Below are 24,101 nucleotides of genomic sequence, written 5' to 3' on the forward strand. Positions count from 1 at the left end.
GCCTTGGTCGTGCCGGTCCGCTCGCGTGTCCTGAAATCCTTCCGCAGCTCCGCTGTGAACAGCCTGAACGCCGCTGCTCGCCTCACGGCGAACACACTGGCCCGAATAGCGTCCACAGTGTTCCGGGGTCGACTCCGTCCACTGTGTGCGTTCGCATCGGTCGCCGTTCTCGTCGGTGCGGGGCTGGCCGCCACCCCCGCCGCGGCGCACGACGCCGACGGATGGTCGCCCCGATCGTCGTACACCTCGACCGACACCGGCGCCGGCACCTACTCGGTGCCACTGCTCAACGCCGACGTGCCGGACATCAGCGTTGAGCGCGTGCCGGCCGCCGAGAACGACGAGGGCCGCGACATCTACTACATGATCAGCACGACGATGCACCTGAGCCCGGGCGCCCCGATCATGAAGTCGTACGACCTCGTCAACTGGGAGATCGTCAACTACGTCTTCGACCGGGCGAGCATCGGCGACTCCTTCTCGCTGCGCAACGGCCAGAACTCGTACGGGCAGGGCCAGTGGGCCTCGTCGCTGCGCTACCACGACGGCACGTTCTACGCCGTGTTCAACACCAACAACCTCAGCGGGGCGTACCTCTACCGCACCGACGACGTCGAGAACGGTCCGTGGCAGCGCACCGCCCTCGGCCGTGGCCTGCACGACCCGTCGCTCTTCTTCGACGTCGACGGCACGCCGTACATCTTCTACGGCTCCGGCGGCACCAGCGCCGTACGCCTCAACGCCGACCTGACAGCCATCGCGCAGGACTACCCGAACATCTTCACCGCTAACAACTACGCCGGGCAGCCGTTCATCGGCGGTCTGTTCGAGGGCGCGCAGGTCTACCACATCGACGGCTGGTACTACGCCGTCATTATCACCTGGCCGTCCGGGCAGGGCCGCCAGGTCGTGATGTTCCGGTCGAAGGACCTGCTCGGGCGCTACACCTCGACCGGTGGAGTCAACACCTACGAGGCGCGCGGAGTACTCAACTCCAACGGCTTCGCGCAGGGCAGCCTGGTGCCGATCAGCCGTGCCGGCGGCGTGACCGACTGGCACGGCATGTTCTTCCGGGACACGTTCCCGATCGGTCGGATCCCGGCGCTCATCCCCGCCACCTGGCAGGACGGGTGGCCGACCTTCGGCACCAACGGGGTCGTGCCGGTCAACGGCCTGTTCGACAAGCCGATCCGGCTCACCCCGGCCGAGGAGCTGTTCGAGCGGCAGAAGAGCATCGTCGCCTCGGACGACTTCGCCAACGACGCGCCGCACAGGGCGTACCAGGACGAGCAGTGGACGGTCCCCGGGCCGATCGACCCGGCGGAGATCGCCCCCAACGGGTCGCGGCTGGACCTGGCGTGGGAGTGGAACCACGCGCCGGACAACAGGTACTGGTCTCTCACCGACCGCGACGGCTGGCTGCGGTTGACGACCGGCAAGGTCGTCACCGGCCAGTACGTCTACACGAAGCTGTCCAACCGGGCCGAGCTGGCCTGGTTCGAGGAGGCCCGCAACACGCTCTCGCAGCGGACGTTCGGGCCACGGCAGTCGGTCCAGACCCGGATGGACATCTCCGGGATGAAGAACGGCGACGTTGCGGGCCTGGCTGCCTACAACCGCGGATTCTCGTACGTGGCGGTCAAGCGCGTCGGCGGCGTCAACACCCTCGGCGTCGTGAACCGGTCGCAGCCGTTCGCGGTCGACCTCGACCAGTCGACGCTGGAGAACTTCGTGTCCGGCACCACGGTGCCGCTCGGCGACGCGACCGAGGTGCACGTGAAGGCCGACCTCGACTTCTCCTCGCCGGTCGGCCAACTGTGGACGACGTTCTACTACAGCCTGGACGGGATCCAGTGGACCCGGCTGGGCAACCGCGTCGGCCCGCAGGCGCTCGACGGCAGCCTCGCACACTTCATGGGTCACCGGGTGGGCCTGTTCAACTACGCGACCCAGGAGACCGGTGGGCACGTCGACTTCGACAGCTACCTGCTCAGCGACGTGCTGACCGCGCAGGCCCGGCCGCTGGACACCACAGCTCTCGACGCGGCCATCGCCCACGCGCAGACACTCGACCCGCGCCACTACCCGGCCGACGCCTGGGCCACGACGCAGTCCGCGCTCGCGGCGGCGACCTCGGCGCGGGCCGGCCAGTTCGGCACCCAGAACCAGATCGACGCGCCCGAACGGGCCCTCAGCTACCAACTGGCCCGACTCGGGGTGCTGGCGGCACTGCCCGCGACGACCACCGCCCAGGTGCGCTGCCTCGGCGGCAGAGCGTACGTGGCGGTGCAGGCGCGCAACGACTCGACCGAGCCGGTCGCGATCACCGTGGAGACCCCGTACGGGAACTGCTCGTTCACGGCCGTCGCGCCGGGAGCGAATGTCTACCAGTCGTTCAACACGCGTGCGGCGTCGGTGGCGGCCGGCTCGGCGACGGTCCGAGTCACCGGGGCGGTCGCCGGCCGGGACGTGACCACCTCCCACTCCGCGCAGCACCCCGCCACCGCCTGCGGCGGATAACCCACCACGAGCCCACGGCTCACCGACCGGCACCACCGGCGACCAGCCGGGCGGCGCGGAACTGCGGATCTGTCCCGCGCCGCCCGCCGCGGTCGGACCGGTGGTGGCAGTCGACCCCTGATGTCCGGACCACCCACGGAAGCACACCCACCGATCCCCCGTACACCGATGACCGCACGTCAGAGATGCAGGAGGATGTCTCGTGGAACAACGAATGCGACGGGCGACCCGAGGACGGGTCGCAGCGCTCGCGACAGTCGGCCTGATGCTGGCCACGGGGTTCATCGCCCCGGCTGCTCCGGTCCAGGCCGCCGACACGAACCTCGTCGTCAACGGCGGGTTCGAGGGCGGCCTGGCCAACTGGTTCGTCAACAACGGGAACGCCACCGACAGCGCCCAGTTGTCGGCCACGTCGGACGCCTACGCCGGCGCGAACGCGGCGCTCGTCACCAGCCGGACGACCACCGGATCCGGGCCGATGCAGGACCTCAGCGGCAAGGTGCAGGCCGGCCAGGCCTACACCCTCACCGCCCGCATCAAGTACGAGAACGAGAGCGGCCCGGCCACCAAGCAGTTCTTCGCCACCATGCACTACGGCGGCGGCACCTACACCAACCTCGTCAGCGTGACGGCGACGAAGGGCCAGTGGGCGCAGTTCAACGGGACGTTCACGATCCCGACGACGCAGAGCGTGTCGACGGCACGCCTGTTCTTCGAGACGCCCTGGACGAGCACGCCGTCCACGGACCCGGCTCTGCACCTGATGGACTTCAAGCTCGACGACGTGTCGGTGATCGGCGCCGCGCCGCCCGCGCCGGCGTCGAAGACCATCGAGGTCGTCGGCAAGCTGCCCGGGGAGCACAACCCGTTGATCGGGCACAAGTTCGGGGCTGACGGCTTCGGCCTCGTGCACGACGGTCGGGTCTACATGTACATGACCAACGACACCCAGGGCTACGCCCCGAACCCGAGCACTGGTGTCTCGCCGGGGATCAACTACGGCGACATCAACCAGATCACGGTGATCTCCTCGGCGGACCTGGTGAACTGGACCGACCACGGTGAGATCCAGGTCGCCGGCCCGAACGGGGTGGCTCCGTTCACCGCCAACTCGTGGGCTCCGGGCATCACCAAGAAGGTGGTGAACGGTGTGGAGAAGTTCTTCCTCTACTACGCCAACGGCGGCGGCTCCAGCAACGTGATCACGGGCGCGTCGCCGCTCGGCCCGTGGACCAGCGAACGCACGAGCACGCTCATCGACGGCCGTACGCCCGGTGCCGAGGCCGTCGCGTGGAAGTTCGACCCGGCACCGTTCGTCGACGACGACGGCCAGCCGTACCTCTACTTCGGTGGTGGTCCCGCGTCGACGAGCATGCCGCCGGCCGAGCGCTTCAACAACCCGAAGAACATCCGGTCGATCGAACTCGGCGACGACATGGTCTCGACCGAAGGAACGGCAGCCGTGGTCGACGCCCCGGTCGCCTTCGAGGCGGGCCACGTCTTCAAGCGCCTGGGCAGGTACTACTTCTCGTACTCGTCGCACTTCGGCGGGAACGACTTCGGTGGCAGTCAGCAGCCCCTTCCCGGTTACCCCGGGGGTGGCCAGATCGGCTACATGATCTCCGACGGTCCGATGTCGTGGCCGAAGGAGACCTACGCCGGTGTGCTCTTCCCGAACCAGTCGCAGTTCTTCGGGGCCGGCACCGGCGGTAACAACCATCAGTCGGTGTTCGAGTTCGGTGGCAGGTACTACTTCACCTACCACGCCCCGACGCTCAACAAGCGCATCAACGGCAACACCACCCAGGGGTACCGCAGCCCGCACATCCAGGAGCTGACCTTCAACCCGGACGGCACGATCCAGCAGGTCGTCGGCACCTACGCAGGTGTGGAGCAGGTCCGGGACTTCGACCCGTACCGCGTCTTCGAGGCCGAGACCTTCGGCTGGAGCAAGGGCGTCGCGACCACGACTGTCGACGGCAGCTCCGCCCAGTTCGGTGGCGCGGCGCCGAACCTGGCGGTCCGTGACATCGACAACGGCGACTGGACGGCGCTGTCCTCGGTGAACTTCGGAGACAGCGGCGCGCAGAGCCTGACGGCGCGGGTGCGTGCGCTGACCACCGGCGGTCAGGTCCAGGTGCGGCTGGACAACGCCACCGGCCCCGTCCTCGGCACTGTCGCGGTGGACACGCCGGTGGGACAGTGGGCCGAGGTGACCGCCGAGCTGGAGGGCGTCAGCGGCGTGCACGACGTCTACTTCACCTACACCGGCCCGGCCGGCGTCGACCTCGTCGAGATCGACAACTGGGCCTTCCAGGCGGCCACCCTCGACCTGCCCGTCACGGCCACGGCGTCGACGCGGTGCGTGGGCGGCAAGGCGTACGTGGCGGTGCAGGCGCGCAACGACCATGACGCGCCGGTCGGCATCACAGTCGAGACGCCGTACGGCGAGCGGTCGTTCGCGGCCGTCGCCCCGGGCGCGAGCGCCTACCAGTCGTTCAACACCCGCGCGGTGTCGGTGCCGGCGGGTTCGGCGACGGTCCGGGTGACCGGGGCGATCGGCGGCCAGGACGTGACGACCGTCCGCACCGTGCAACACCCCGCCGGCACCTGCGGCGGATAACCCCTCATGGCGGAGAACGGAGATCAGATGAACACGTACAAGCGGCGGCAGATGCTCGCGGCCTACGCCGTCGGCGCCGTGCTGACCGGGGCGGCGGTGCTGCCGTCGCCCGCACTGGCCGAGCCCGGTGACGACGCCAGCGTGCGGGTCACCGTCGACATCGACGAGATCAGGGAACCGGGCGTACTCGCCCTGTCGATCGCCGGCGACGCGGTCGCGCTGTCCGAGGACGGCTCGACCCTGCTGGTTCGCCAGTTCGTCGGCACCCTGCCGACGGTGACGGTCACCGACACGCGCGTCGCCGACGAGGTGCCCGACGGTGCCAGCTGGGCGGTGCTCGGCAGCGCGACCGACTTCGCGGGCACCGCCGGCCAGGCGCCGATCACCGCCGACCACTTCGGCTGGAAGCCGCGTCTGCTCGACGGCGGCGAGACCGGCCTGGTCACCGAGGGCGAGGAGGTGGTGACCAGCCTCGACGAGCCGACCCAGCCGGGCAACAATGTCGGCCTCGTCGACCAGGAGCTGCTGGTTTCGGCCTTCGACTCCGAGGCCGTCGTCAGTGACTCGTACTCGGTGAACGCCGACCTGTATCTGCGGACCCCCGCGGAGGTCGCCGCCGGCGAGTACAGCTCCACGCTCACGCTCTCACTGTTCGAGTAGTGGCCTGGGCGGGGGCCCGGATCGGGCCCCCGCCCAGCCCCGTGCCGAAGGGCCGCCTCATGACCGTCACCCCGTTGCGCCGAGCGCTCGTCGTCCTCGCCGTCGCGTCCCTCGCGGTTGCGGCCGCGCCGACCGCGGCAGCGGCGGAACCGGACCCGAAGGCCCTGACCTGGACGGTCCAGCCGGCCACCGCGAGTGGCCCGGACCAACGCCGGTGGATCAACGCCAGCCTCGACCCGGGGCAGGCCGTGACCGAGCACCTGGCGGTACGGAACTTCAGCCGCACCGCTGTCGCCTTCTCCCTGAAGGCCGCCGACGGCTACCTCACCGACAACGGACGCTTCAACATGCTGTCGTCCGACCGGCCCTCGGTCGACGGCGGCACCTGGATCGACGTACAGGAGAAGGTCACCGTCGGCCCCAACGAGACGACGGTCGTGCCGTTCACGATCACGGTGCCCGCTGACGCCACGCCGGGCGACCACCCGGCCGGCATCGCCGCGACCGTCACCAGCACCGGAGGCACAGTCAACGTCGAGAGCCGCGTCGGGTTCCGGGTCATGCTGCGGGTCAACGGCTCCGCGCAGGCGGCCCTGGCCGTCCGGGGCCTCGACGTGACGTACGCACCGTCGTGGAACCCCTTCGCCGGCGGCACGGTGCGGGTCCGCTACACCGTCGAGAACGACGGCAACGTCTGGGTCGGCGGAACGAGTCGCGTGGCGATGTCCGACCTCCTCGGCCGGACCAGCCACGATGCCACCAGCGCCGTCGAGGAGTTGCTTCCCGGCGGCGGTCGGCAGGTGGAGACCCGGGCCGACGGCGTCTGGGCCCTGGGGCGTCTCCGCACGACAGTCACCACCTCGCCGACGCTGCTCGGCGACGGCCAGGCCGGGGCCGACCTCCGAACGGCCTCCGCCACCGTCACCACCTGGGTCGTACCGTGGGCACAGCTCGCCCTGCTGGTTCTGCTCACCGTCCTGCTCCTGGGACTGCGGGCGGCGGCCCGGCACCGGCGACGTCGGCTGGCCGGTCTGTTGGCCCGCGCGAGGCAGGAGGGCCGCCAGGAGGGTCAGGAGTCCGTGCTCGTCGGCGGCGCGCCCGCCGACGCCGAGCCCGACACGGACGACGCCCGCCGGTAACCCGTCGGCGCGAAGACATCGCACCGACGGGTCGCGGCGAGGCGTCGCCCGGCCGCCGGCCTCAGGGCTTGGACTGGCGGAGCAGCCAGCGCAGGATGGTGGCGTCCTCGTAGGTCGGTCCGAAGGCCGCGTGGTAGTCCGGCAACGAGAACGCGGCATCGGCGTACTCGGTGTAGCGCACCAGGTCGGCGGCCTGCTCGGGCGTCTTACCCCGGGCGGTGTACGCCTGCCGCAGCACGGCCGTGGAGTTGCGCGCGCCCGAGACGTTGAGCAGGTGGTCGTGCTCGCCGTGCGTGATCCACACCGGCACCTCGGCCGCCGCGATGGCGGTCGCCTGGGTGGCGTTGACCGGGAAGCCACCTGTCACCAGCCCGCCGGCGAACAGGTCCGGACGCTTGGCGAACGCCTCCCAGAGCAGCTGGGCGCCGTACGACACGGTGGTCGCGTACACCCGATCGGTGTCCACGGCGAACTGGCCGACGAACTGGCCGAGCAGCTTGACCAGCAGGTCCGCCTCGGCGACCCCACCGACCCGCTGGTGCTGGGGTGCCAGGACGATGACGTCCTCGGAGGTGCCGGTCCAACGGGGTTGCAGCCACGCGGTCGCCGGGATGTCGGCGGCGAGTTGGACACCGAGGTTGTCGCCGTCCCAGCCCATCCCGTGACCGGGCAGGACGACCATCAATGGGTACTTTCGGCCCGGCTGGTAGTTCTTCGGCAGGTGGTAGTGGTACGGCAGCACCATTCCGCCACTCAGGAACGAGCCGTAGGTGAACTCGTCGACAAGTTGGTTGACCGGCTTCTCGGTGACCGGTCGGGACTCGCGCGGGGTGGCCCGGGCGAGCACCGGCCCCTTGCCGGCCCCGCGGCCGGGCTGGCCGTGCACGTCCTTGCGTTGCACGACCCGGGTCGGCAGCTCGGGATTGACCTTCACGGTGCAGAGGAAGGTCGGGCACTTGGAGACGATGACTGTCGAGCCGCCGGTGTCGGCGGGGTCGAGTTCGACGATGACGTACCTGCCTGGCGCCGAGTGGCGGTCGGCACGGGTGCCCGGCGCCCCGTTGGTGTAGGTGTGGGTGATGGTCCGGTCGGCGAGCTTCGGCAGGTCCTCGATGGGGTTGAAGCGGAAGTTGTAGACGGTGTCGGTCACCGAGAACGTGGTGGTGTCGAGGGTGCGGGGGTTGACAGTGGCCCCGTACTCGATCGCCACCGCCGAGACCTTCTGGCCGTACGTGTAGACGGTGGTGATCGGGGTGATGCTGCGGATTCCGTCGGCGGTGCCCCGGCTGCCGCTCGCGCTGCCGTAGGCCGTGCCGGAGGCGCCGGCCAGGACGAGGGTGGCGGCGAGCGGGATCAGTCCTTTTCGCAGTCTCATGCGGGTCCTTTCTCCAAGGTGGTGCGCTCAGCCAGCGATCGCGCCCGGGACCGGAAGTGGGCCGGGTCGGAGCGAGCCGGTCGCTAAACTGATTTAGCAGAGCATCGATGGCAAGCCCCGTGGTGTCAATACCGAGCGCGCGGCAAGCCGGAAACCCGCGCCGCCGACGGCCTCACCCGCTTGGTCGACAGTCCCGGAAGCACTGCAACAAACCTGCAAGCGTCAGCTATTGCCTTGAGGGAAACCGCTTTCCTACGATCGCATTACATCGATGTTTCATTTAACGGTCAGGTGGGCGGTGTCATCAGGGGCACCCCGCTCGCACGACACATCCCTGCTTCTACCAGGGCACGAGCGACCTCGATGCAATCATCGCGATTTACTACCGCCAATTTCTGATGACGTCCGTCGGCAGGTGTGGTCGCGATGACCGTCGGGGCGAAGCCTGGACAAAGACGAAGGCGAAGGTGAGGCGACATGAGACGACCAGTCGTGTTGCGAGGTCAGGCAGTGTTGGCCGCAGCGGCCGTGGTGATCGCGGTCGGGGTGGTCCTGCCGACCCCGCAGGCGTCGGCGGCGGTCGGCAGCGCCACCGGCTACGCCACCCAGAACGGTGGGACCACCGGCGGTGCGGGCGGCCAGACGGTGCGGGCCACCACTGGCACGGCGATCCACGCGGCGCTGTGCGGCCGGACCAGCAGCAGCACCCCGATAACCATCGAGGTCACCGGGACCATCAACCACGGCAACACCAGCAAGGTGTCGGGGTCGAGCTGCAACACCGCGGCGGGCGTGATCGAGCTCAAGCAGATCAGCAACGTCACGATCATCGGGGTCGGCAGCGGCGCGGTCTTCGACCAGCTCGGCATCCACATCCGCGACTCCAGCAACATCATCATCCAGAACGTGACAGTGCGGAACGTCAAGAAGTCGGGCTCACCCACCTCGAACGGTGGCGATGCCATCGGCATGGAGAGCACGGTCCGCAACGTCTGGGTCGACCACGTCACCCTGGAGGCGTCGGGCGGGGAGTCCGAGGGGTACGACGGCCTCTTCGACATGAAGGACAACACCCAGTACGTCACGCTGTCCTACAGCATCCTGCGCAACTCCGGTCGCGGCGGCCTCGTCGGGTCCAGCGAGAGTGACACGTCGAACGGCTTCATCACGTACCACCACAACCTCTACGAGAACATCGACTCCCGGACGCCGCTGCTGCGGGGCGGCATCGCCCACATCTACAACAACCACTACGTGAGCCTGCACGAGTCGGGTATCAACTCCCGTGCTGGAGCCAGGGCCAAAGTGGAGAACAACTACTTCCGCGACTCCAAAGACGTCCTGGGCACCTTCTACACCAACGAGCGGGGCTACTGGCAGGTCGCCGGCAACGTCTTCGACAACGTGACCTGGTCCAGCGCCGGCAGCGAGAACTACCCTGCCGGCCCGAACCCGACCTCGAACACCACTGTCAGCATCCCGTACCCGTACAGCCTCGACGGGGCGAGCTGCGTGCCGGACATCGTCCGTCAGACGGTGGGCGCGAACACGGGCCTGAAGGTGTCGAACGGCAGTTGCTCGCCGCAGACCCCGCCGCCCACGACCCCGCCGCCGACCACGCCCCCGCCCACCACGCCCCCGCCCACCACGCCCCCGCCCACCACGCCCCCGCCCACCACGCCCCCGCCCACCACGCCCCCGCCCTCTGGCGGGACCAACCTCAGCCTCGGTGCCGGCGCCGACGGCTCCAGCAAGGCCAGCGGGACCAGCTACGGCAACGTGCGCGACGGTGACCTGAGCACCTACTGGTCGCCGGCCGGATCGACCGGCACGATCTCGATCAAGTGGGGTTCCGCGACCCAGGTGTCCCGGGTGGTGATCCGTGAGCCGTCCGGCACCCAGGGCTCCATCGGGTCCTGGCAGCTCATCAACAACGACAACGGGGCCGTCCTGGCCTCCGGTAGCGGGGCCGGGTCGATCACCTTCTCCGCGACCGCGATGAGCAAGATCAACTTCAAGATCAACAGCTCCGGCGGTACGCCACGGGTCGGCGAGTTCGAGACGTACGCCAGTTAGCACTGAGCGCGGGCGGGAGCGGCAGACGAGGCCACTCCCGCCTCTGCGCGCCGGTCACGAATCAGTGGACGGCAGAGTGTCCATGAAGGAGCTGACCGAGAAGACCGCTCGACCAGGCCCGGCGGGGCCGTACCCGGGTGGGCTGGACAGCCCGTGGGCGTCCATTGTCGCCCGGTAGACCTCCAGCAGGCGGACGTGGTATTCGAGCGGCGCACCCTGCGGGTTCGTCCGCCCGAGCGGTGTGGTGGGCTCCGGGCACCAGGTGGTGAACCGGGGCGTGATCCCCCGGGACATGAAGTAGTCGAGCCCCTCGGCGGTGGAGTCGATCGCCTCGTCGACGCTCGTGAAGCCGTGCGGGGCGGCCATCTCGACACCCGCCACGAAGTTCGGGATCACGTTGCGCGGGCCGAACACCTCGGCCGAGTCGAGGATGCGCCGATGCCACTCCTCCCGACCGACGTACCGCTCCTTGCCCGGGCAGTACAGCTCGAACAACCGCTTGTCCCACACCTCGTAGTTGGGGTGGTAGATGCGGATCCCGTAGTCGTGGAACCGCTGCACGTCGGCGCGGGGCAGCGCCTGGGCCACGACCTTGCCGATCCACCGTCCGGGGAACCGCTCCTCGATCGCCTGCGCGTACTGGCCGTAGAAGTCGGCCTCGGCCAACCCGCCGACCTGCGAGGTGATGCTGCCACCGGTGAGCGTGTACGCCTGCGACGCGCGGTCGGTGTCGTGCCGGTTGATGATCTCCAGGGCCTCGAGGATCTCGTCGACGGGCTTGACCCCGGTGTAGGGGCGGCCGGCCTGCTTGTGCTGCCGCCAGTTGTGGTTGATGTCGCAGTACTGGCACTCCTCCTTGGCGCCGAAGTACTGACAGACCCGGAACGCGGTGAGGTAGATCAGATAGCCCCACTGGATCGTCGGGGCGACCTCCATCACCGACTTGCCGTTGGCGAGGGTGTGACGGTAGTACGCCGGCATGGGGGGCAGCCCGACGTCGGCGATCGGCCGCCCGTCCAGGAACAGGCGCAGTTGACCGTCGCCGTCGGTGCCGACGCGGTACGGCGAGCTGGGGTTGGTGCGGACCGACACGACGGTACGGCGTAGCTCGTACGGGCCGCCGGTGAGCACGATCTCCTCCGGAGGCCGGCGCAGTGCGGCCGTCCCCAACTCCGGCAGCGTCCGGTGATCGAAGGAGAAGATGAAGTACGACTTCGGCTTGACGTCGCCGTGCTCGTTGTCGGTGAGTGCCGCGTCGTCGAAGGCGAGCCCGCCCCGCAGCAGGTCCTCCTTGAGGACCGCCTCGCGGGGCACGTGTGGGAAACGACTCATCAACTCTTCGACGAGGTCGGTGCGCGACTCCATGCGGTTCCTCCCGAACGCGGTCCGCCGAACCGGGTGGCCGACGCCACCCGGTACTGGCTGATCAGCTCTGCTTGGTCTCCCAGAAGATCTTCGAGATCTCCTCGATCTTCACGAGGAGCTGCTCGGCGACTGCCGGGTCCGCGGCGCCCTTCGCGCCGCCGGCACCCGCCAGCTTGGTCGCCTCGTTGAAGAGGCCGTGCAGCTGGGGGTACTTCTCGAAGTGCGGCTGCTTGAAGTAGTCGGTCCACAGGACCCAGAGGTGGTGCTTGACCAGCTCGGCCCGCTGCTCCTTGATGAGCAGCGAGCGAGTACGAAACTCCGGGTCGTCGCTGGCCTGGTACTTCTCGGAGATCGCCTTGATCGACTCGGCCTCGATGCGGGCCTGCGCCGGGTCGTAGACGCCGCAGGGGAGGTCGCAGTGCGCGCTCGCGACGGTACGCGGGCGGAGAAGTCGGGGCAGGTGCATCAGAATCCCTTCGACGGCAGTGCACGGGTGACGTACGTCCGGACGCGGCGGCCCCGACGTGATCATCTAGGGACGCTAGAACCTCAACCGCACTTCATGTCAAGGCTCAGTCGATCACGAGCCCTGTTTCCGGACGAGCGCCAGCAGTGCGGCGTGCGTCCGCTCGTCCGCGGCCACGACGAGACCGTCCCCGCCGGTGTCCAGCGGCTGGCCGTCGAGCCCGGTGACCACGCAGCCGGCCGCCTGGCAGAGCGCGATTCCGGCCGCGAAGTGGACGCTGTTCCGCAGGTCGTGGCGGTCCGTCACGTAGGCGGCGCGACGACCGGCGGCGACCCAGGCCACGGCCAGACTGGTGGAGACCACCCGGGGGCGGAACTGTTCGACGAAGCCCTCGTCCGCGAGCATGCGGGCGGCCAGGAAGACCTTCCGGTTGGGGAAGGGCGGGTCGAGATTGACGTCGACAAGCGTCGACTCGGCCGACGGGACGAGTCGCTCGTCCGTGCCCCCAGCCCGGACGTGCGCGGCGGTGCCGTCGGTCCAGAACACCTCATCGGCGAACGGGTCCACCGTCGCCGCCACGGCGACGTCCGATCCGGTGCGCAGGGCGACGTTGACCGAGGCCAGCATGGTCCGCGCGGCAAAGTTCAACGTGCCGCACAGCGGATCGACCAACCAGGTGCGTCCGTTGTCACCGGTACCCGTGCGTCCGCTCTCCTCGGCCACCACGGCGTCGTCCGGACGCGCCGCGCGCAGAACGTCGAGGATGGCCTGCTCGGCCTCGACGTCGGCGGCGGTGGCGAAGTCACCGGCGGTCTTCATGACGCGCGTCAGCGCCGAGCCGTACCGTGAGCGGACAACTGTGGCTCCAGCTTCCGCCGCCTCAATGGCCAGCGCATGGTCTGTGATCGACATGCATGAACCATAGGAGCCGTGGCGACGTCGATGACGGCCGCACACGCCATCGGCGCCGGACGGGTCAGTCCGACAGCTCGATGATCGGTGGTTGGCTGACAACCGCCGTCATGATCATCGGGGCGTCGCCGTCACACTGGTTGACCGAGACGGCGATCCACCGGCCGTCGGCCGCCGTCGGCCCCCAGACCGCCAGGTCGCCGTAGCAGTCCAGGTCGCAGAGCGACTGGAACAGCGCCGGCATGGGTTCACCGGCCTGGTCCCGGAACAGCGGCACCCGCATGGAGACCTTGCGGTGCGCGCCCCACCGTCGGTCCAACTCCGCCACGACGAGGGCCAGGTTGGCCTCGGCGGCATCCTCGGCCTGGTTCCATTCGGCGCCGTACACACCCGTGAGGGCTTCGCTCTCCCAGAGCGGGACGATCCGAAAGCCCTCGCCTCGGGTGCCGGTCCACTCACCGGTGGCCGGGTCCCCCTCGCTGACCGGTACGGCACCCGTGGGCAGGTCCGCGACGAGCAGCGCCTCGATGTCGGACACCGCCTGACCGGTGTCGAACACCGCACCGGCCCGGCTCGTCACCTGGCGACTCGTCTCGCCGCCGGCACCTGGCACCACATCGTCCGCACCACCTGTCTCCCTCGCCCTCCGGCCCTCGATCATCGCACTTCCCGCCAGACCGGCAGGGGGAGGCGGTCGGTCAGGAAACCGCTGCCCGCACCAGCTCGGTGATCTTCTTTTCCACCGCGGGGCTCCACTGCTGCAACGCGTACGCCACCGGCCAGAGGTCTCCGTCGTCGAGATTGGCCGAGTCCTGGAAGCCCAGGGTCGAGTACCGGTAGTTGAACTTGCCGGAGTCCTGGAAGAAGACGACGATCTTGCCGTCCTCGTTCGCGTAGGCGGGCATCCCGTACCAGGTCTTCGGCATCAGGCCCGGGGCGGCGGCGGTCACCGTCACGTGCACGCGCTCGGCGAGCGCGCGGTCCTCCGGCTCCATCTGTGCGATCCGGTCGAGGACAGCCTGTAGCCCGTCGGCCTTCTTCGCGCCCTTCTTGCCCTCGGCGCGTAGTTCGGCGGCGCGCTCCTTCATCGCGGCGCGCTCCTCGGCGCTGAAGCCGTCGGACTCGGTCGTGCTGGTCTTCGCGGACATTGTCGGGCTCCCTCTCGTCGTCAGGCCCGGCGCGCTGCCGTCTGCCTGGGGAAAGGCTAGGCCGGGCGGCGCTCGCGGGCTTCTCGATTCCTGATCGGTGTGCGGCGCCCACCGAACCCGTTCGGCGGGGACGGCGCGGCGAAACCCTCGGGGTGCGCCACGACGGGATGCTCTCCGGCCTGCGAGGTGCCGCTGCGGGGTGACCCAGGCCTCTCGAAGGTGCTCAGCCGCCCGACCGGTGGCTAAGTTGTCGGACGAGGACGAGCGAGCGTTCCGGGGGAGACCAGACATGAGCACCACCGCCGACCAGATGGCGACGGCGTACTTCGACGCCATCGAACTCCTCTGCCGGGTTACCCCCAAGGGCTGGTACGCCGAGCGGGGCACCGCTCGCGCGGGGCTCACCCACGCCGGCATCCCGACGCTCAACGCGGTCTACGACACGACCACGGAGCCGGATCTCGGGGCGCTCGACGAACTGGCGACCGAGGTCCGTCGGCAGGCACCGCACTGGTCGCTCATGGTTCGTGGCGAGGCGAGCGACGAGGTCGCCGAGATCGCGGCCCGGCACGGGTTGCGCGGGCGCAGCGAGCTGCCGTTCCTGGCCTGCGCCACCGACGACATCGTGTTCCGGGCCGGCTCGACCCAGCGGGTGCCGGTACGCCGGGTCGGCGCCGGTGAGAACGAGCGGTACACCGACGCCCTCACCCAGAGTTTCGAGGCCCCAGACGGCGCCTTCGGCTCGTTGATGGGCGGTGCGGTGCTCGACGCCGACGCCATCACCGGCTATCTCGCCGAGGAGTCCGGCCACCCCACCGGCACCGCGCTCGGAATGCGGACACGCGGCGCTGTCGGCGTGTTCAACATCGCCGTCGTCCCGTCCGCCCGAGGTCGTGGCCTGGGCCGGGTGCTCACCGAGGTGGTGTTGCGTGACGGCATCGCCGCCGGTGCCGACGCCGCCTACCTGCACTCCAGCGCGATGGGCCGCCCGCTCTACGAGTCGATGGGCTTCGCGCTCGTGGAGACCTGGACCGCGTTCCAGGCGGGCTGACGGGCGAGACCGGCCGAAAGAAGAGGAAGACCTGTGACCTTCAGCGAGAACGTGCGCTCGGCCTTTCGACGAGGCGAAACCGACGCCGTGGTGCGGATGAGCGAGGCCGAGATCGAGCGGGCCCAGGCCGCCGGCGACCCGGCGGGCGAGGTCGAGGCGCGGTACAGCCTCGCCCGGGTCGCCATTCGCGGCGGTGACCTGCCGGGCGGAGAGGCCCGTGCCCAGGAGGCACTCGCGGTGGCGCTGCGCTCCGGCGATCGCGCCCTGGAGGAACGGCCGAGGCACGTGCTCGCCGCCGTGGCGCGGATGTCCGGCGACCTGCTCCGCGCTCGGGACCTGTACCGGGAGAGCATCGCGCTCAACGAGGCCCTCGGCCAACCCAAGGCGGTCAACTCCGAACTTCACAACCTCGCGTTCTGCGAGCTGGGGCTCGGCAACCTCGACGTGGCGCGAACGCTGTTCGCCGAGAACCGCGAGCGGGTGTTCCACAACGGCTGGGCCGACTTCGTGCCGTACGTCTGCGTTGCGGGCGCGGCGCTCGCGTCCGCCGAGGGGGACCACCCCCGCGCGGCGCGGATGATCGGCGTGGCGGATGCGGCGTTCGCGGCACTCGGCCAGGTCCCGGATCCGGACGACGCGGCGGACCTCGCCAGGATGCGCGCCGCCGCGATCGCGGCGATCGGCCCGACCGCCTTCGACGAGGAGTACGCCGTGGGCCAGCTCCTCGAACCGAAGGCGGCCTTCGGCGTCTAGGCGGTCTCGGATGCGGTCGAGGCTCGGGCAGCGGTGATGGTCCGTCCCCGCTCGGACTCGCCGAAGCGGTCGAGCATGGCGCGTACCTCGTCGGCGCTCACGTTGGCGCCGAACAACTCGCTGCCCGGTTCGAGCCGTACCCCCTCGGCCAGCGGGCCGGCGACGACCGGGTCGAAGCCGAGCGCGTCCACCAGGGTCGCGACCTCGGTGAGGTCGGTGCCGCCGTCGCCGGCGATCGCGATGGCCTTGCGACCTGTCGTCCCCGCCGGCCGCGCCTCGTCCTCCAGGTCGTGATAGCCCATGTGGTTGAACGCCTTCACGACGCGCGAACCGGACAGGAACGCCTGGACGATCTCGCTGGACGAGGTGCGCGGGTCGGTCAGGTCGTCGCGGATGCCGTCGATCTCCCACCAGTAGTTCATGGCGTCGACGACGAGCTTGCCGCGCAACGCCTCGGCGGGAACGCTGCGGTACTTGCCCAGCGGCAGGGCGAGGATGACGATGTCGGCGTCGGCCGCCGCGTCGACAGCCGTGGTGGCCTCGGCCCCCGGGGCGAGGACCTCGACGGTGAGGGCGATCTTCGCCGGGTCGCCGGAGCCGGCCACCCGTACCCGGTAGCCGGCGGCGACGGCGAGCCGGGCGAGCACCGTGCCCACCTTGCCGGCCCCGAGGATGCCGAGGGTCTGAGGCCGGCTCCGGTCGTTGTCGTTCATGTCGTCCTCTCGCTGGGAAGTGCTGATCAGGCCAGCAGTTCGCGGACCATGGGGATCACCTTCGAGCCGTACAGCTCCACGGCGCGCATGCGCGCGCTCGCCGGTTGCGCTCCGGCCGAGTAGATGAGGTCGAACCGGCCGACGCCGAGGCTGCGGATCGCGCGGGCCATCCGGCGGGCCACCGTCTCCGGCGAACCGATGTAGAGAGAGCCGTTCGCCACCTCGGAGTCGAACTCCTGGCGGCGGATCGGCGGCCAGCCCCGCAGTTTGCCGATCCGGTCCCGCATGATCCGGTAGTGCGGCCAGTAGATTTCCTTGGCCTCCTCGTCGGTGTCGGCGATGAAGCCCGGCGAGTGCATTCCGACCGGGTGCGCGGTCGTACCGAGTTGCTCGGCGGCCCGGCGGTAGAGGTCGATGTAGGGCGCGAAGCGCTCGGGGGCGCCGCCGATGATGGCGAGCATGAGCGGAAGCCCGTACTTGGCGGTGCGGACGACCGACTGCGGCGAGCCACCCACGCCGACCCAGGTGGCCAGGTGACCTGATTCGGTCTTCGGGAACACGTCGGCGTTCTCCAGCGGGGCGCGCAGGGTGCCGCTCCAGGTGACCGGCTTCTCGTCCAGCAACTTCACGAACAGTTCGATCTTCTCCTCGAACAGCGTGTCGTAGTCGCGCAGGTCGTAACCGAAGAGCGGGAACGACTCGGTGAACGAGCCGCGACCGAGGATGACCTCGGCCCGGCCGTTCGACAGCGCGTCCACGGTGGCGAAGCGTTGGAACACCCGCACCGGGTCGTCCGAACTCAGCACTGTCACGCCGGAGGCCAACCGGATCCGCGAGGTGCGGGTGGCGATTCCGGCCAGCACCGTCTCCGGCGTGGAGACCGAGTACTCCGGCCGGTGGTGCTCGCCCAGGGCGATGACGTCGACCCCGAGTTGGTCGGCGAGGACCGCCTCGTCGACGACCTGCCGGATCGCCGCCGCGTGGGAGACGAGCTTGCCGGCGTCGTCCTGCGGTACGTCGCCGAACGTGTCCAGGCCGAACAAGAGATCAGACATTGGTGGGCTCCTTCGCCAGCAGCTCCCGGACCCGCGGCGCGACCTCACTGCCCAGCAGTTGGATGGTGCGCGCGCGTGCCTCGCGGGGCAGGTGCATGATGTCGTACTTCAGGTCGAAGCGGCTCAGCCGCAGGTCGCGAGCGACAGTGGCGATCTTCTGCGCCACCGTCTCGGGTGAACCGACGAAGAGCGCCCCGTTGTCGATTTCCGCCTCGTAGCGCGCGCGGTCCGGTTTGTAGAAGCCGCGTTCGGCGGCCAGGGCCGCCACGACCGGCTGCCAGTATCGCCACCACGTCTCCACCGCCTCCTCGTCGGTGTCTGCGACAAGGCCGAGTGAGTGCTGCCCGATTGGCTGCAGGGTATGCCCGAATTGTTCGAGCGCCCTGGTGTAGAGGTCGACGTGGCCGGCGAAGCGCTGGGGACGCCCGCCGATGATCGCGAGCATCAGCGGAAGTCCGTGCCGGGCGGCGCGGATAACAGAGTTGGGGCTTCCCCCGACACCGATCCAGGTCGGGATGCCGCCCGGCTGCATCCGTGGGTGCAGGAGCTGGGCGTTCAGGGGGCTTCGTACCGTGCCGGACCAGGTGACCGGTTCGTCCTGCTGGAGCCGCAGGAAGAGGTCCAGCTTCTCCTCGAACAACCGCTCGTAGTCGGTGAGGTCGTAACCGAACAGCGGGAACGACTCGGTTGCCGATGCGCGCCCGAGGACCATCTGGGCGCGGCCGTTGGAGACCGCGTCGAGGGTGGCGAACTCGTGGTAGAGCCGTACCGGGTCGTTGGTGCTGAGCACGGTGACCGAGGTGCCGAGGCGAATTCGCTCGGTCGCCGTCGCGGCTGCCGCCAGCAACACGGGTGTCGCCGAGTCGTTGTGGCCCTCGCGGTAGTGCTCACCGACGCTGAACACGTCGATTCCGGCCGACTCGGCGAGCCGTGCCTCGTCCACGAGTAGCCGTACGGTCTCGGCGTCGCTCAGGACCCGGTCGCCGTCGGTGGCCACCTCCCCGAACGAGTTGAGCCCCAGCTCGAAGTCTGCAGCTGCCATCGTCTCCTCCTCGGTGCGGTCCGCCGGTGGCCTGCGGGAGCGGACCTACCGGTTGACGTGTCAATGATGCTAACTTGGCGATTGACACGTCAATTCCCAGGAGAGTGAGATGACGGAGGCCACACCCGGTCGGCGGGCCGGACGCCAACTCCCGACCGTCGACGAGCTGCGGATCTGGCGGGACTTCATCGAGACGACGGCAGCGCTCAGCTCGCGGCTCGAATCCCGCCTGCAGAGCGACTCCTCGCTCTCGACCGGGGACTACGCCGTGCTCCTTGCCCTCAGTGAGGCGCAGGGCCAGTCGATGCGCTCGTCCGAACTCGCCTCGCACATCGGGTGGGAGCGGAGCCGGCTCTCCCACCACCTCGGTCGGATGGAGCGGCGTGGCCTCATCCGCCGCCAGGAGTGCGCGACGGTTCCCCGTGGGGCGGAGGTGCTGCTCACGACGGCCGGAGCAGAGGCGTTCAAGGGGGCCACCTTTCCGCACCTGCGCGCCATTCGTGAGCTCTTCGTCGACGCCCTCACCCCGGACCAGATCGTCGCGGCGGGCGAGATCGCCACGGCGCTGAGAGTGCACCTCGACGCCCTGCGCGCGGAGTGACGCACCAGGGCGCGCCCCTGTCACGCCAGCGGCTGCCTCAGCGGACGACCTGGGCAGGAGTACGTCTCTGACCTGCGGTTTTGTCGGATCCGAGCAGTGGCTTTCGGAGCCTCCGAGTGGTACGACTGATGCATCGGACCGGACGGTATGGGTCAGTAGGAGGTGGCGCGTGCGTCTCACGAACAGCACGCCCCGGCGCCAGCCCTTCGACCTCACGGTCGCGGTGGCCCCGCCCGAGTGCGGGATCGGAGCCGTTTCCTCGTGGCCGACGGATCCGCAGTGACAAGCCCGGAGAGCACCGAGGAGAAGGCGGCCGCCTACGCCCGCGGTCTCGACGCGGGCCGGATCGAGCAGCGTCTACAGGGGCACGATGAGCACCTGCGAAAGATCAACGGCTCGATCGACTCGATGGCGCAGGCGCTCCGGTCTCTCACCGAGGAACTCCGCGCCAACGTCAGCCTGTTCAGCGCCAACGTGACCGCAGGCCGCCGCGACGCCAGTGAGCGGGACAGGATCGCGGCGGTGCGGGTGGAGGAGGCGGGCCTCGTCGAGTCCCAGCGGACGGTCCGGTGGACGGCCTGGCAACGCTGGTTCGCCGTCGTCGGCGCGATCATCCTGATCGTGAACTTCGGCCTGGGTCTCTACCTCGCATTCAGCCGTTGACCGCGTCGCCATCCGATCTGGGCTCCAGCACCACAACTGTGGTCTCGGACGATCGCCGCGCCGCGTGGGCGTCGAAGTTCTTGTCGGACTCGCGCCAGCGTGGCCACAGCCGCGACCACTCGTCACCGGTGGCGGCGCGGCCACGGACCAGCCGCCGCCCGTCGGCAAGTTCGACTGACGCGTCCGGGCGGGCCTGGAGGTTGAGCCACCAGGCTGGGGCGCCCTCGCCCCACCCGTTCATCGCCACCCCGACCAGGTTCGGGCCATCCTCGAAGTACGCGATGATGACGCTGCGCTGCTGACCGGTGCGGCGGCCGATAGTGGTCAGCCGCAGGGCGCCCCAGCGGTTCTCCCGCGGTCGCCACAGCCCCACCCGGCTGCCGGTGACCCGGTACAGGCCCCGGTGCACCGACCAGGCCAGCCGGATGAACCAACGCGGCGGAAGCCACGGCGCCTTCGTTCCCTGACCGTCCGACATGACGAACCTCCCGCGACGACGAATGTTGTGGGGCTGGCGTCACCCGTGACGTGCGTCGTACGCCGCAGGACCGTCATCAGCTGCCACATCCAGGTCGGTAGCTTCACTGTGGACCGAGATCCCCTAGTCTCCGGGCGCGAGCGCGGCCCGGGTCCAGGTGTCCATGATCCGACGGAGAACCAGACCGATCGGTGGAAGTCGCTGTCGGCGGGAAACCTGGGGTTACCGCTGCCAGGCGTCGATGGTCCGTACGCCGTCCCGCACGACCCGGTCCAGGATGGCGGGGTTGCCGCTGGTGCCCTCCCACCCTTCGTCGTCGAAGACCGTGACCGTGCTGTCGACGCGGGCCACGGCGATCTGGCTGGTGGCGGTACCGCCGGTGCGCTCGCCGTTCAGGCTCGTCTCGGGCCAGGTCCGGGTCAGCAGCAGCGCCTCGTTCCCGACGCCGGGCAGAACCTTGCTCGTCACGGTGACGCGGTTTCCCGACTGGTCGTACGAGGGGCACGCCTGCACGGCCGCGCGGAGACGGTCCAGGTAGGCCGAGGCGCCAGCGCTGTCGAAGGTGAAGATGGTCTGGTGGATCATCCCCTGCGGCACGTTGCTGGAGGGCTCGCCGGCCTTCTGGTAGGTGACGGTCATCGCGGCGCTCGCGGTGACCTGCCGGCCGCCGGTGCCGAACTCGTTGGCACACAACTTCGGCAGGGCCTCCTCGACGGGCGTCGTCCGTCGAGGAGACTTCCGCAGCTCGGCGGGCAACTCGACGAAGGCCGAGGTCGGGATGGTCACCCGGGTGCTCGCGCTCGGGGACGGTGGGTCCGTCGGGGGCGCTGACGCCGACGCGGTCGTCGGTGCCGGTGTCGTCGGGGCCGAGACGGGTGGATCCTCGGTGGTGCTGCAGGCAGCGGTCAGTGCGATGGTGCCGAGCAGTGCGAGCGCGCGTCGCGTACGGGCCGCCGGCGGTGGTGTGGATCGGCTCATGATCACCCCTTGTCGTCCCACAGGGCAATTCCCTACCCTGCATCGACCGAAACGACAGGGCAGCGCCTCGGACGTGGACCAGACAGCAGGAATTGACGGGGCCCCTCATCGGCAGGGTTGCTACGCTGCCCCGCATGACCAGCGGGATCGCTCAGTACACCACCGGACTGTCGTGTGACGTCCAGGTCGGTGCGGGGCGACGTCGGCGATCCGTCGCCCGCCCGCGCTGACCTGTTTCCTGCGACCGGCGGATCGAGCCGCCGGTCGTTCGCTGGTCGTCCTCGGTCCGCCCGCATCTCCCCGTTAACGACTCGCGTGACAGTGCGGGTCCGAGCGAGATCGGCGTACTCATGGATCTTGAGAAGTTGTTGTCCGACCGGCTGGCACCGGCGTTCGCGGCGGTTGCCGGCGGCCCGGTCGACCCGCTCGTGCGGCGGTCTCCGCGTGCGGACTTCCAGTCCGACGCGGCGCTGGCACTGGCCCGGCGGCTCGGCCGCCCGCCGCGGGACATCGCCGCCGCGGTGCTGGCACACGCGGTGCTCGACGACGTCGGCGTGTCGGCGGACGTCTCCGGGCCGGGATTCCTCAACCTGACGGTTGCCGACCGGGCGCTGGCCGACCTGGTCGGCGGGCTGGCGGTCGACGCCCGGCTCGGCGTGCCGTCGACGGCGACGCCGCAGACCGTGGTGGTCGACTATTCGGCGCCCAACGTGGCGAAGGAGATGCACGTCGGGCACCTCCGCTCCACAGTCATCGGCGACGCGGCGGTGCGGCTGCTGGACTGGCTCGGGCACCGGGTGGTGCGGGTCAACCACCTGGGTGACTGGGGGACACCGTTCGGCATGCTCATCGAGCACCTGGTCGACCTCGGTGAGGCCGAAGCCGCGCAGGACCTGTCGCTGGGGGACCTGGACACCTTCTATCGGGCGGCCCGGGTGAAGTTCGACGCCGACGAGGCGTTCCAGGAACGGTCGCGGCTGCGGGTGGTCGCGTTGCAGGGCGGCGACGAGCGGACCCGCCGGTTGTGGCGGCTGCTGGTGACGCAGTCCGAGCGGTACTTCCTGACCGTGTACGACCTGCTCGACGTGACGTTGTCCGCTGACGACTTTCGGGGCGAGAGCGCCTACAACGACCTGCTCAGCGGTGTCGTCGACGACCTGGACCGGCTGGGGCTGCTGCTGCCCAGCGGTGGGGCCGACTGCGTCTTTCCGCCCGGGTTCACCGGCCGGGACGGCGAGCCGTTGCCGCTGATCGTGCGCAAGAGCGACGGTGGGTACGGCTATCCGGCCACCGACCTGGCCGCGCTACGGCAGCGCGTCGGCGAACTGGGCGCGACCCGGCTGCTGTACGTCGTGGGTCTCCCGCAGCGGCAGCACTTCGCGATGGTGTTCGCCGTTGCCCAGGCGGCCGGCTGGCTCGACCCGCCGGCCCGGGCCGAGCATCTCGGCTTCGGGTCCATCCTCGGTGCCGACGGGCGGATGCTGCGCAGCCGGGCTGGTGAGTCGGTGAAACTGGTCGGGCTGCTGGAGGAGGCGGTCGCCCGCGCCACCGACCTGGCCCGGACCAGGAACCCGGAACTGGACGCCGCGACCGCCGGCGAGATCGGCCGCGCGGTGGGCATCGGCGCGATCAAGTACGCCGACCTGTCCGTCGATCGGAGCAAGGACTACGTCCTGGACTGGGAGCGGATGCTCGCGCTGGACGGCAACACCGCGCCCTACCTCCAGTACGCGTACGCCCGGATCCGGTCGGTGCTGCGGCGGGCCGGCGCCGCCGCGCGGCCGGACGCGCCGATCGTGTTCGCGCAGCCTGCGGAGCGGGCGCTCGCGGTCGAGCTGCTCGGCTTCGCCGGCGTGGTCGGCGAGCTGGAGCGGAGTCTCGAGTTTCATCAGCTCGCCGGCTACCTGCACCGACTCGCGACCGCGTTCAACGCGTTCTACGAGCGCTGCCCGGTGTTGCGGGCTCCGGACGAGCTGCGGGAGAGCCGGCTGCTGCTGGCCGAGCTGACCGCCCGGACCCTGCGGCAGGGGTTGGACCTGCTCGGCATCCGTACGCTGGAGCGGATGTGACGAGCCAGCCTCCCGGCCCGGTCAGCGGGCCCTTTTCGTCGCCCGCTTCCGGGGCGGCGTCAACAGGTCGGCGATCTGCGCGATCGCGGAGGGCACCAGGCGGTAGTACGCCCAGACCCCGCGCTTGTCGCGTTCGAGGAGGCCGGCCTCGGTGAGGATCCGAAGGTGATGACTCACTGTCGGCTGGGAGAGGTTGAGCGCCGACGTGAGGTCACTCACGGACGCCTCACCTTCCGGCGCGGACTGGATCAGGCTGAGCAACCGGAGTCGCGCCGGATCGGCGAAGGCCTTCAGCACCCCCGCTAGCCGTTCGGCATCGGCCCGCTTGATGGGATCGCCGGTGAGCGGCGAGATCGCAGGCATGGCAGTTTTCGCAGTTCCCACGCTTGCCATAGTGACACCAACACCATCAAT

22 protein-coding genes are annotated in these 24,101 nt (G+C 69.7%); 10 read left to right on the forward strand and 12 right to left on the reverse strand.

All coding sequences use genetic code 11. The annotated features are described in order from the left end of the window. Positions 1–54: 54 nt before the first annotated feature. The 4 genes from ACQP0U_RS09170 (at position 55) to ACQP0U_RS09185 (ending at position 6,942) form a co-directional block, all read left to right on the forward strand. Entirely contained in the window at positions 55–2,520 is a 2,466-nt protein-coding gene (locus tag ACQP0U_RS09170; RefSeq protein WP_433317484.1) for a glycoside hydrolase family 43 protein, read from the forward strand. Positions 2,521–2,722: 202 nt separating this feature from the next. Beyond that, the gene (locus tag ACQP0U_RS09175) at positions 2,723–5,143 is read left to right on the forward strand and encodes a family 43 glycosylhydrolase (RefSeq protein WP_433317486.1); all 2,421 of its coding nucleotides are present in this window, start codon (positions 2,723–2,725) and stop codon (positions 5,141–5,143) included. Positions 5,144–5,170: 27 nt separating this feature from the next. Further along, positions 5,171–5,803 carry a hypothetical protein gene (locus tag ACQP0U_RS09180; RefSeq protein ID WP_433317488.1) on the forward strand — a complete coding sequence of 211 codons (633 nt, stop codon included), beginning with the start codon at positions 5,171–5,173 and terminating at the stop codon, positions 5,801–5,803. 59 nt (positions 5,804–5,862) lie between these two features. Further along, positions 5,863–6,942 (forward strand): hypothetical protein, encoded by a 1,080-nt coding sequence (locus ACQP0U_RS09185; protein ID WP_433317490.1) that lies wholly within the window; start codon positions 5,863–5,865, stop codon positions 6,940–6,942. Between the two features lie 61 nt (positions 6,943–7,003). Here the strand turns inward: ACQP0U_RS09185 and ACQP0U_RS09190 are convergent, their stop codons facing one another. After that, a complete protein-coding gene (locus ACQP0U_RS09190; RefSeq protein ID WP_433317491.1) occupies positions 7,004–8,317 on the reverse strand; it encodes a hypothetical protein in 1,314 nt (437 codons plus the stop codon). Positions 8,318–8,794: 477 nt separating this feature from the next. Between ACQP0U_RS09190 and ACQP0U_RS09195 the strand changes: the two genes are divergently transcribed. Beyond that, a complete protein-coding gene (locus ACQP0U_RS09195) occupies positions 8,795–10,393 on the forward strand; it encodes a pectate lyase family protein (protein ID WP_433317493.1) in 1,599 nt (532 codons plus the stop codon). Between the two features lie 54 nt (positions 10,394–10,447). On the opposite strand, the gene ACQP0U_RS09200 is transcribed toward ACQP0U_RS09195, so the two are convergent. The 5 genes from ACQP0U_RS09200 to ACQP0U_RS09220 all read right to left on the reverse strand — a co-directional run bounded on the left by ACQP0U_RS09200 (position 10,448) and on the right by ACQP0U_RS09220 (position 14,284). Further along, positions 10,448–11,758, reverse strand: coding sequence for a radical SAM protein (locus ACQP0U_RS09200; RefSeq protein ID WP_433317495.1), 1,311 nt, complete (start codon positions 11,756–11,758; stop codon positions 10,448–10,450). A 61-nt stretch (positions 11,759–11,819) separates the two neighbouring features. Next, positions 11,820–12,224, reverse strand: coding sequence for a superoxide dismutase, Ni (gene sodN / locus ACQP0U_RS09205; protein WP_433320731.1), 405 nt, complete (start codon positions 12,222–12,224; stop codon positions 11,820–11,822). 114 nt (positions 12,225–12,338) lie between these two features. Then, a complete protein-coding gene (locus ACQP0U_RS09210) occupies positions 12,339–13,136 on the reverse strand; it encodes an inositol monophosphatase family protein (protein WP_433317497.1) in 798 nt (265 codons plus the stop codon). A gap of 64 nt (positions 13,137–13,200) precedes the next feature. Beyond that, a complete protein-coding gene (locus ACQP0U_RS09215; RefSeq protein WP_433317499.1) occupies positions 13,201–13,716 on the reverse strand; it encodes a hypothetical protein in 516 nt (171 codons plus the stop codon). A 118-nt stretch (positions 13,717–13,834) separates the two neighbouring features. Further along, positions 13,835–14,284 (reverse strand): iron chaperone, encoded by a 450-nt coding sequence (locus ACQP0U_RS09220; RefSeq protein ID WP_433317501.1) that lies wholly within the window; start codon positions 14,282–14,284, stop codon positions 13,835–13,837. A gap of 289 nt (positions 14,285–14,573) precedes the next feature. Between ACQP0U_RS09220 and ACQP0U_RS09225 the strand changes: the two genes are divergently transcribed. Together ACQP0U_RS09225 and ACQP0U_RS09230 are read left to right on the forward strand one after the other, a co-directional pair. Beyond that, positions 14,574–15,335 (forward strand): GNAT family N-acetyltransferase, encoded by a 762-nt coding sequence (locus tag ACQP0U_RS09225; RefSeq protein WP_433317503.1) that lies wholly within the window; start codon positions 14,574–14,576, stop codon positions 15,333–15,335. Positions 15,336–15,368: 33 nt separating this feature from the next. Then, on the forward strand, positions 15,369–16,088 hold the full coding sequence (locus ACQP0U_RS09230) for a tetratricopeptide repeat protein (RefSeq protein WP_433317505.1): 720 nt from the start codon (positions 15,369–15,371) through the stop codon (positions 16,086–16,088). Here ACQP0U_RS09230 and ACQP0U_RS09235 read toward each other — a convergent pair. Genes ACQP0U_RS09235 through ACQP0U_RS09245 form a run of 3 tightly spaced genes read right to left on the reverse strand, consistent with a single transcriptional unit; the run spans position 16,085 to position 18,898 of the window. Further along, positions 16,085–16,801, reverse strand: coding sequence for an NADPH-dependent F420 reductase (locus ACQP0U_RS09235; RefSeq protein ID WP_433317506.1), 717 nt, complete (start codon positions 16,799–16,801; stop codon positions 16,085–16,087). The genes ACQP0U_RS09230 and ACQP0U_RS09235 overlap by 4 nt on opposite strands. A 26-nt stretch (positions 16,802–16,827) precedes the next feature. Then, complete coding sequence (locus tag ACQP0U_RS09240; RefSeq protein ID WP_433317508.1) at positions 16,828–17,856, reverse strand: LLM class flavin-dependent oxidoreductase; 1,029 nt, start codon at positions 17,854–17,856, stop codon at positions 16,828–16,830. Then, a complete protein-coding gene (locus tag ACQP0U_RS09245; RefSeq protein WP_433317510.1) occupies positions 17,849–18,898 on the reverse strand; it encodes an LLM class flavin-dependent oxidoreductase in 1,050 nt (349 codons plus the stop codon). Before ACQP0U_RS09245 ends, ACQP0U_RS09240 begins: the two co-directional genes overlap by 8 nt. 109 nt (positions 18,899–19,007) lie before the next feature. Between ACQP0U_RS09245 and ACQP0U_RS09250 the strand changes: the two genes are divergently transcribed. Next, on the forward strand, positions 19,008–19,499 hold the full coding sequence (locus ACQP0U_RS09250; protein WP_433317512.1) for a MarR family winged helix-turn-helix transcriptional regulator: 492 nt from the start codon (positions 19,008–19,010) through the stop codon (positions 19,497–19,499). 279 nt (positions 19,500–19,778) lie between these two features. After that, complete coding sequence (locus tag ACQP0U_RS09255) at positions 19,779–20,162, forward strand: hypothetical protein (RefSeq protein ID WP_433317514.1); 384 nt, start codon at positions 19,779–19,781, stop codon at positions 20,160–20,162. Here ACQP0U_RS09255 and ACQP0U_RS09260 read toward each other — a convergent pair. Then, positions 20,152–20,640, reverse strand: a complete 489-nt coding sequence (locus ACQP0U_RS09260) for a nitroreductase/quinone reductase family protein (protein ID WP_433317515.1) — start codon at positions 20,638–20,640, stop codon at positions 20,152–20,154. The two genes, ACQP0U_RS09255 and ACQP0U_RS09260, sit on opposite strands and share 11 nt — an antisense overlap. Before the next feature lie 222 nt (positions 20,641–20,862). Continuing rightward, positions 20,863–21,618: a hypothetical protein gene (locus ACQP0U_RS09265; protein ID WP_433317517.1), complete on the reverse strand. Its 756-nt coding sequence runs from the start codon at positions 21,616–21,618 to the stop codon at positions 20,863–20,865. Between the two features lie 350 nt (positions 21,619–21,968). On the opposite strand from ACQP0U_RS09265, the gene argS reads away from it, so the two are divergent. Beyond that, positions 21,969–23,687, forward strand: coding sequence for an arginine--tRNA ligase (argS, locus tag ACQP0U_RS09270; RefSeq protein ID WP_433317519.1), 1,719 nt, complete (start codon positions 21,969–21,971; stop codon positions 23,685–23,687). A 21-nt stretch (positions 23,688–23,708) separates the two neighbouring features. Here argS and ACQP0U_RS09275 read toward each other — a convergent pair whose 3' ends face one another. Next, positions 23,709–24,080, reverse strand: a complete 372-nt coding sequence (locus ACQP0U_RS09275) for an ArsR/SmtB family transcription factor (RefSeq protein ID WP_433317521.1) — start codon at positions 24,078–24,080, stop codon at positions 23,709–23,711. Positions 24,081–24,101: the final 21 nt, after the last annotated feature.

The sequence above is a fragment of the Micromonospora sp. CA-269861 genome (genome assembly GCF_050948505.1).
GTDB lineage: Bacteria > Actinomycetota > Actinomycetes > Mycobacteriales > Micromonosporaceae > Micromonospora.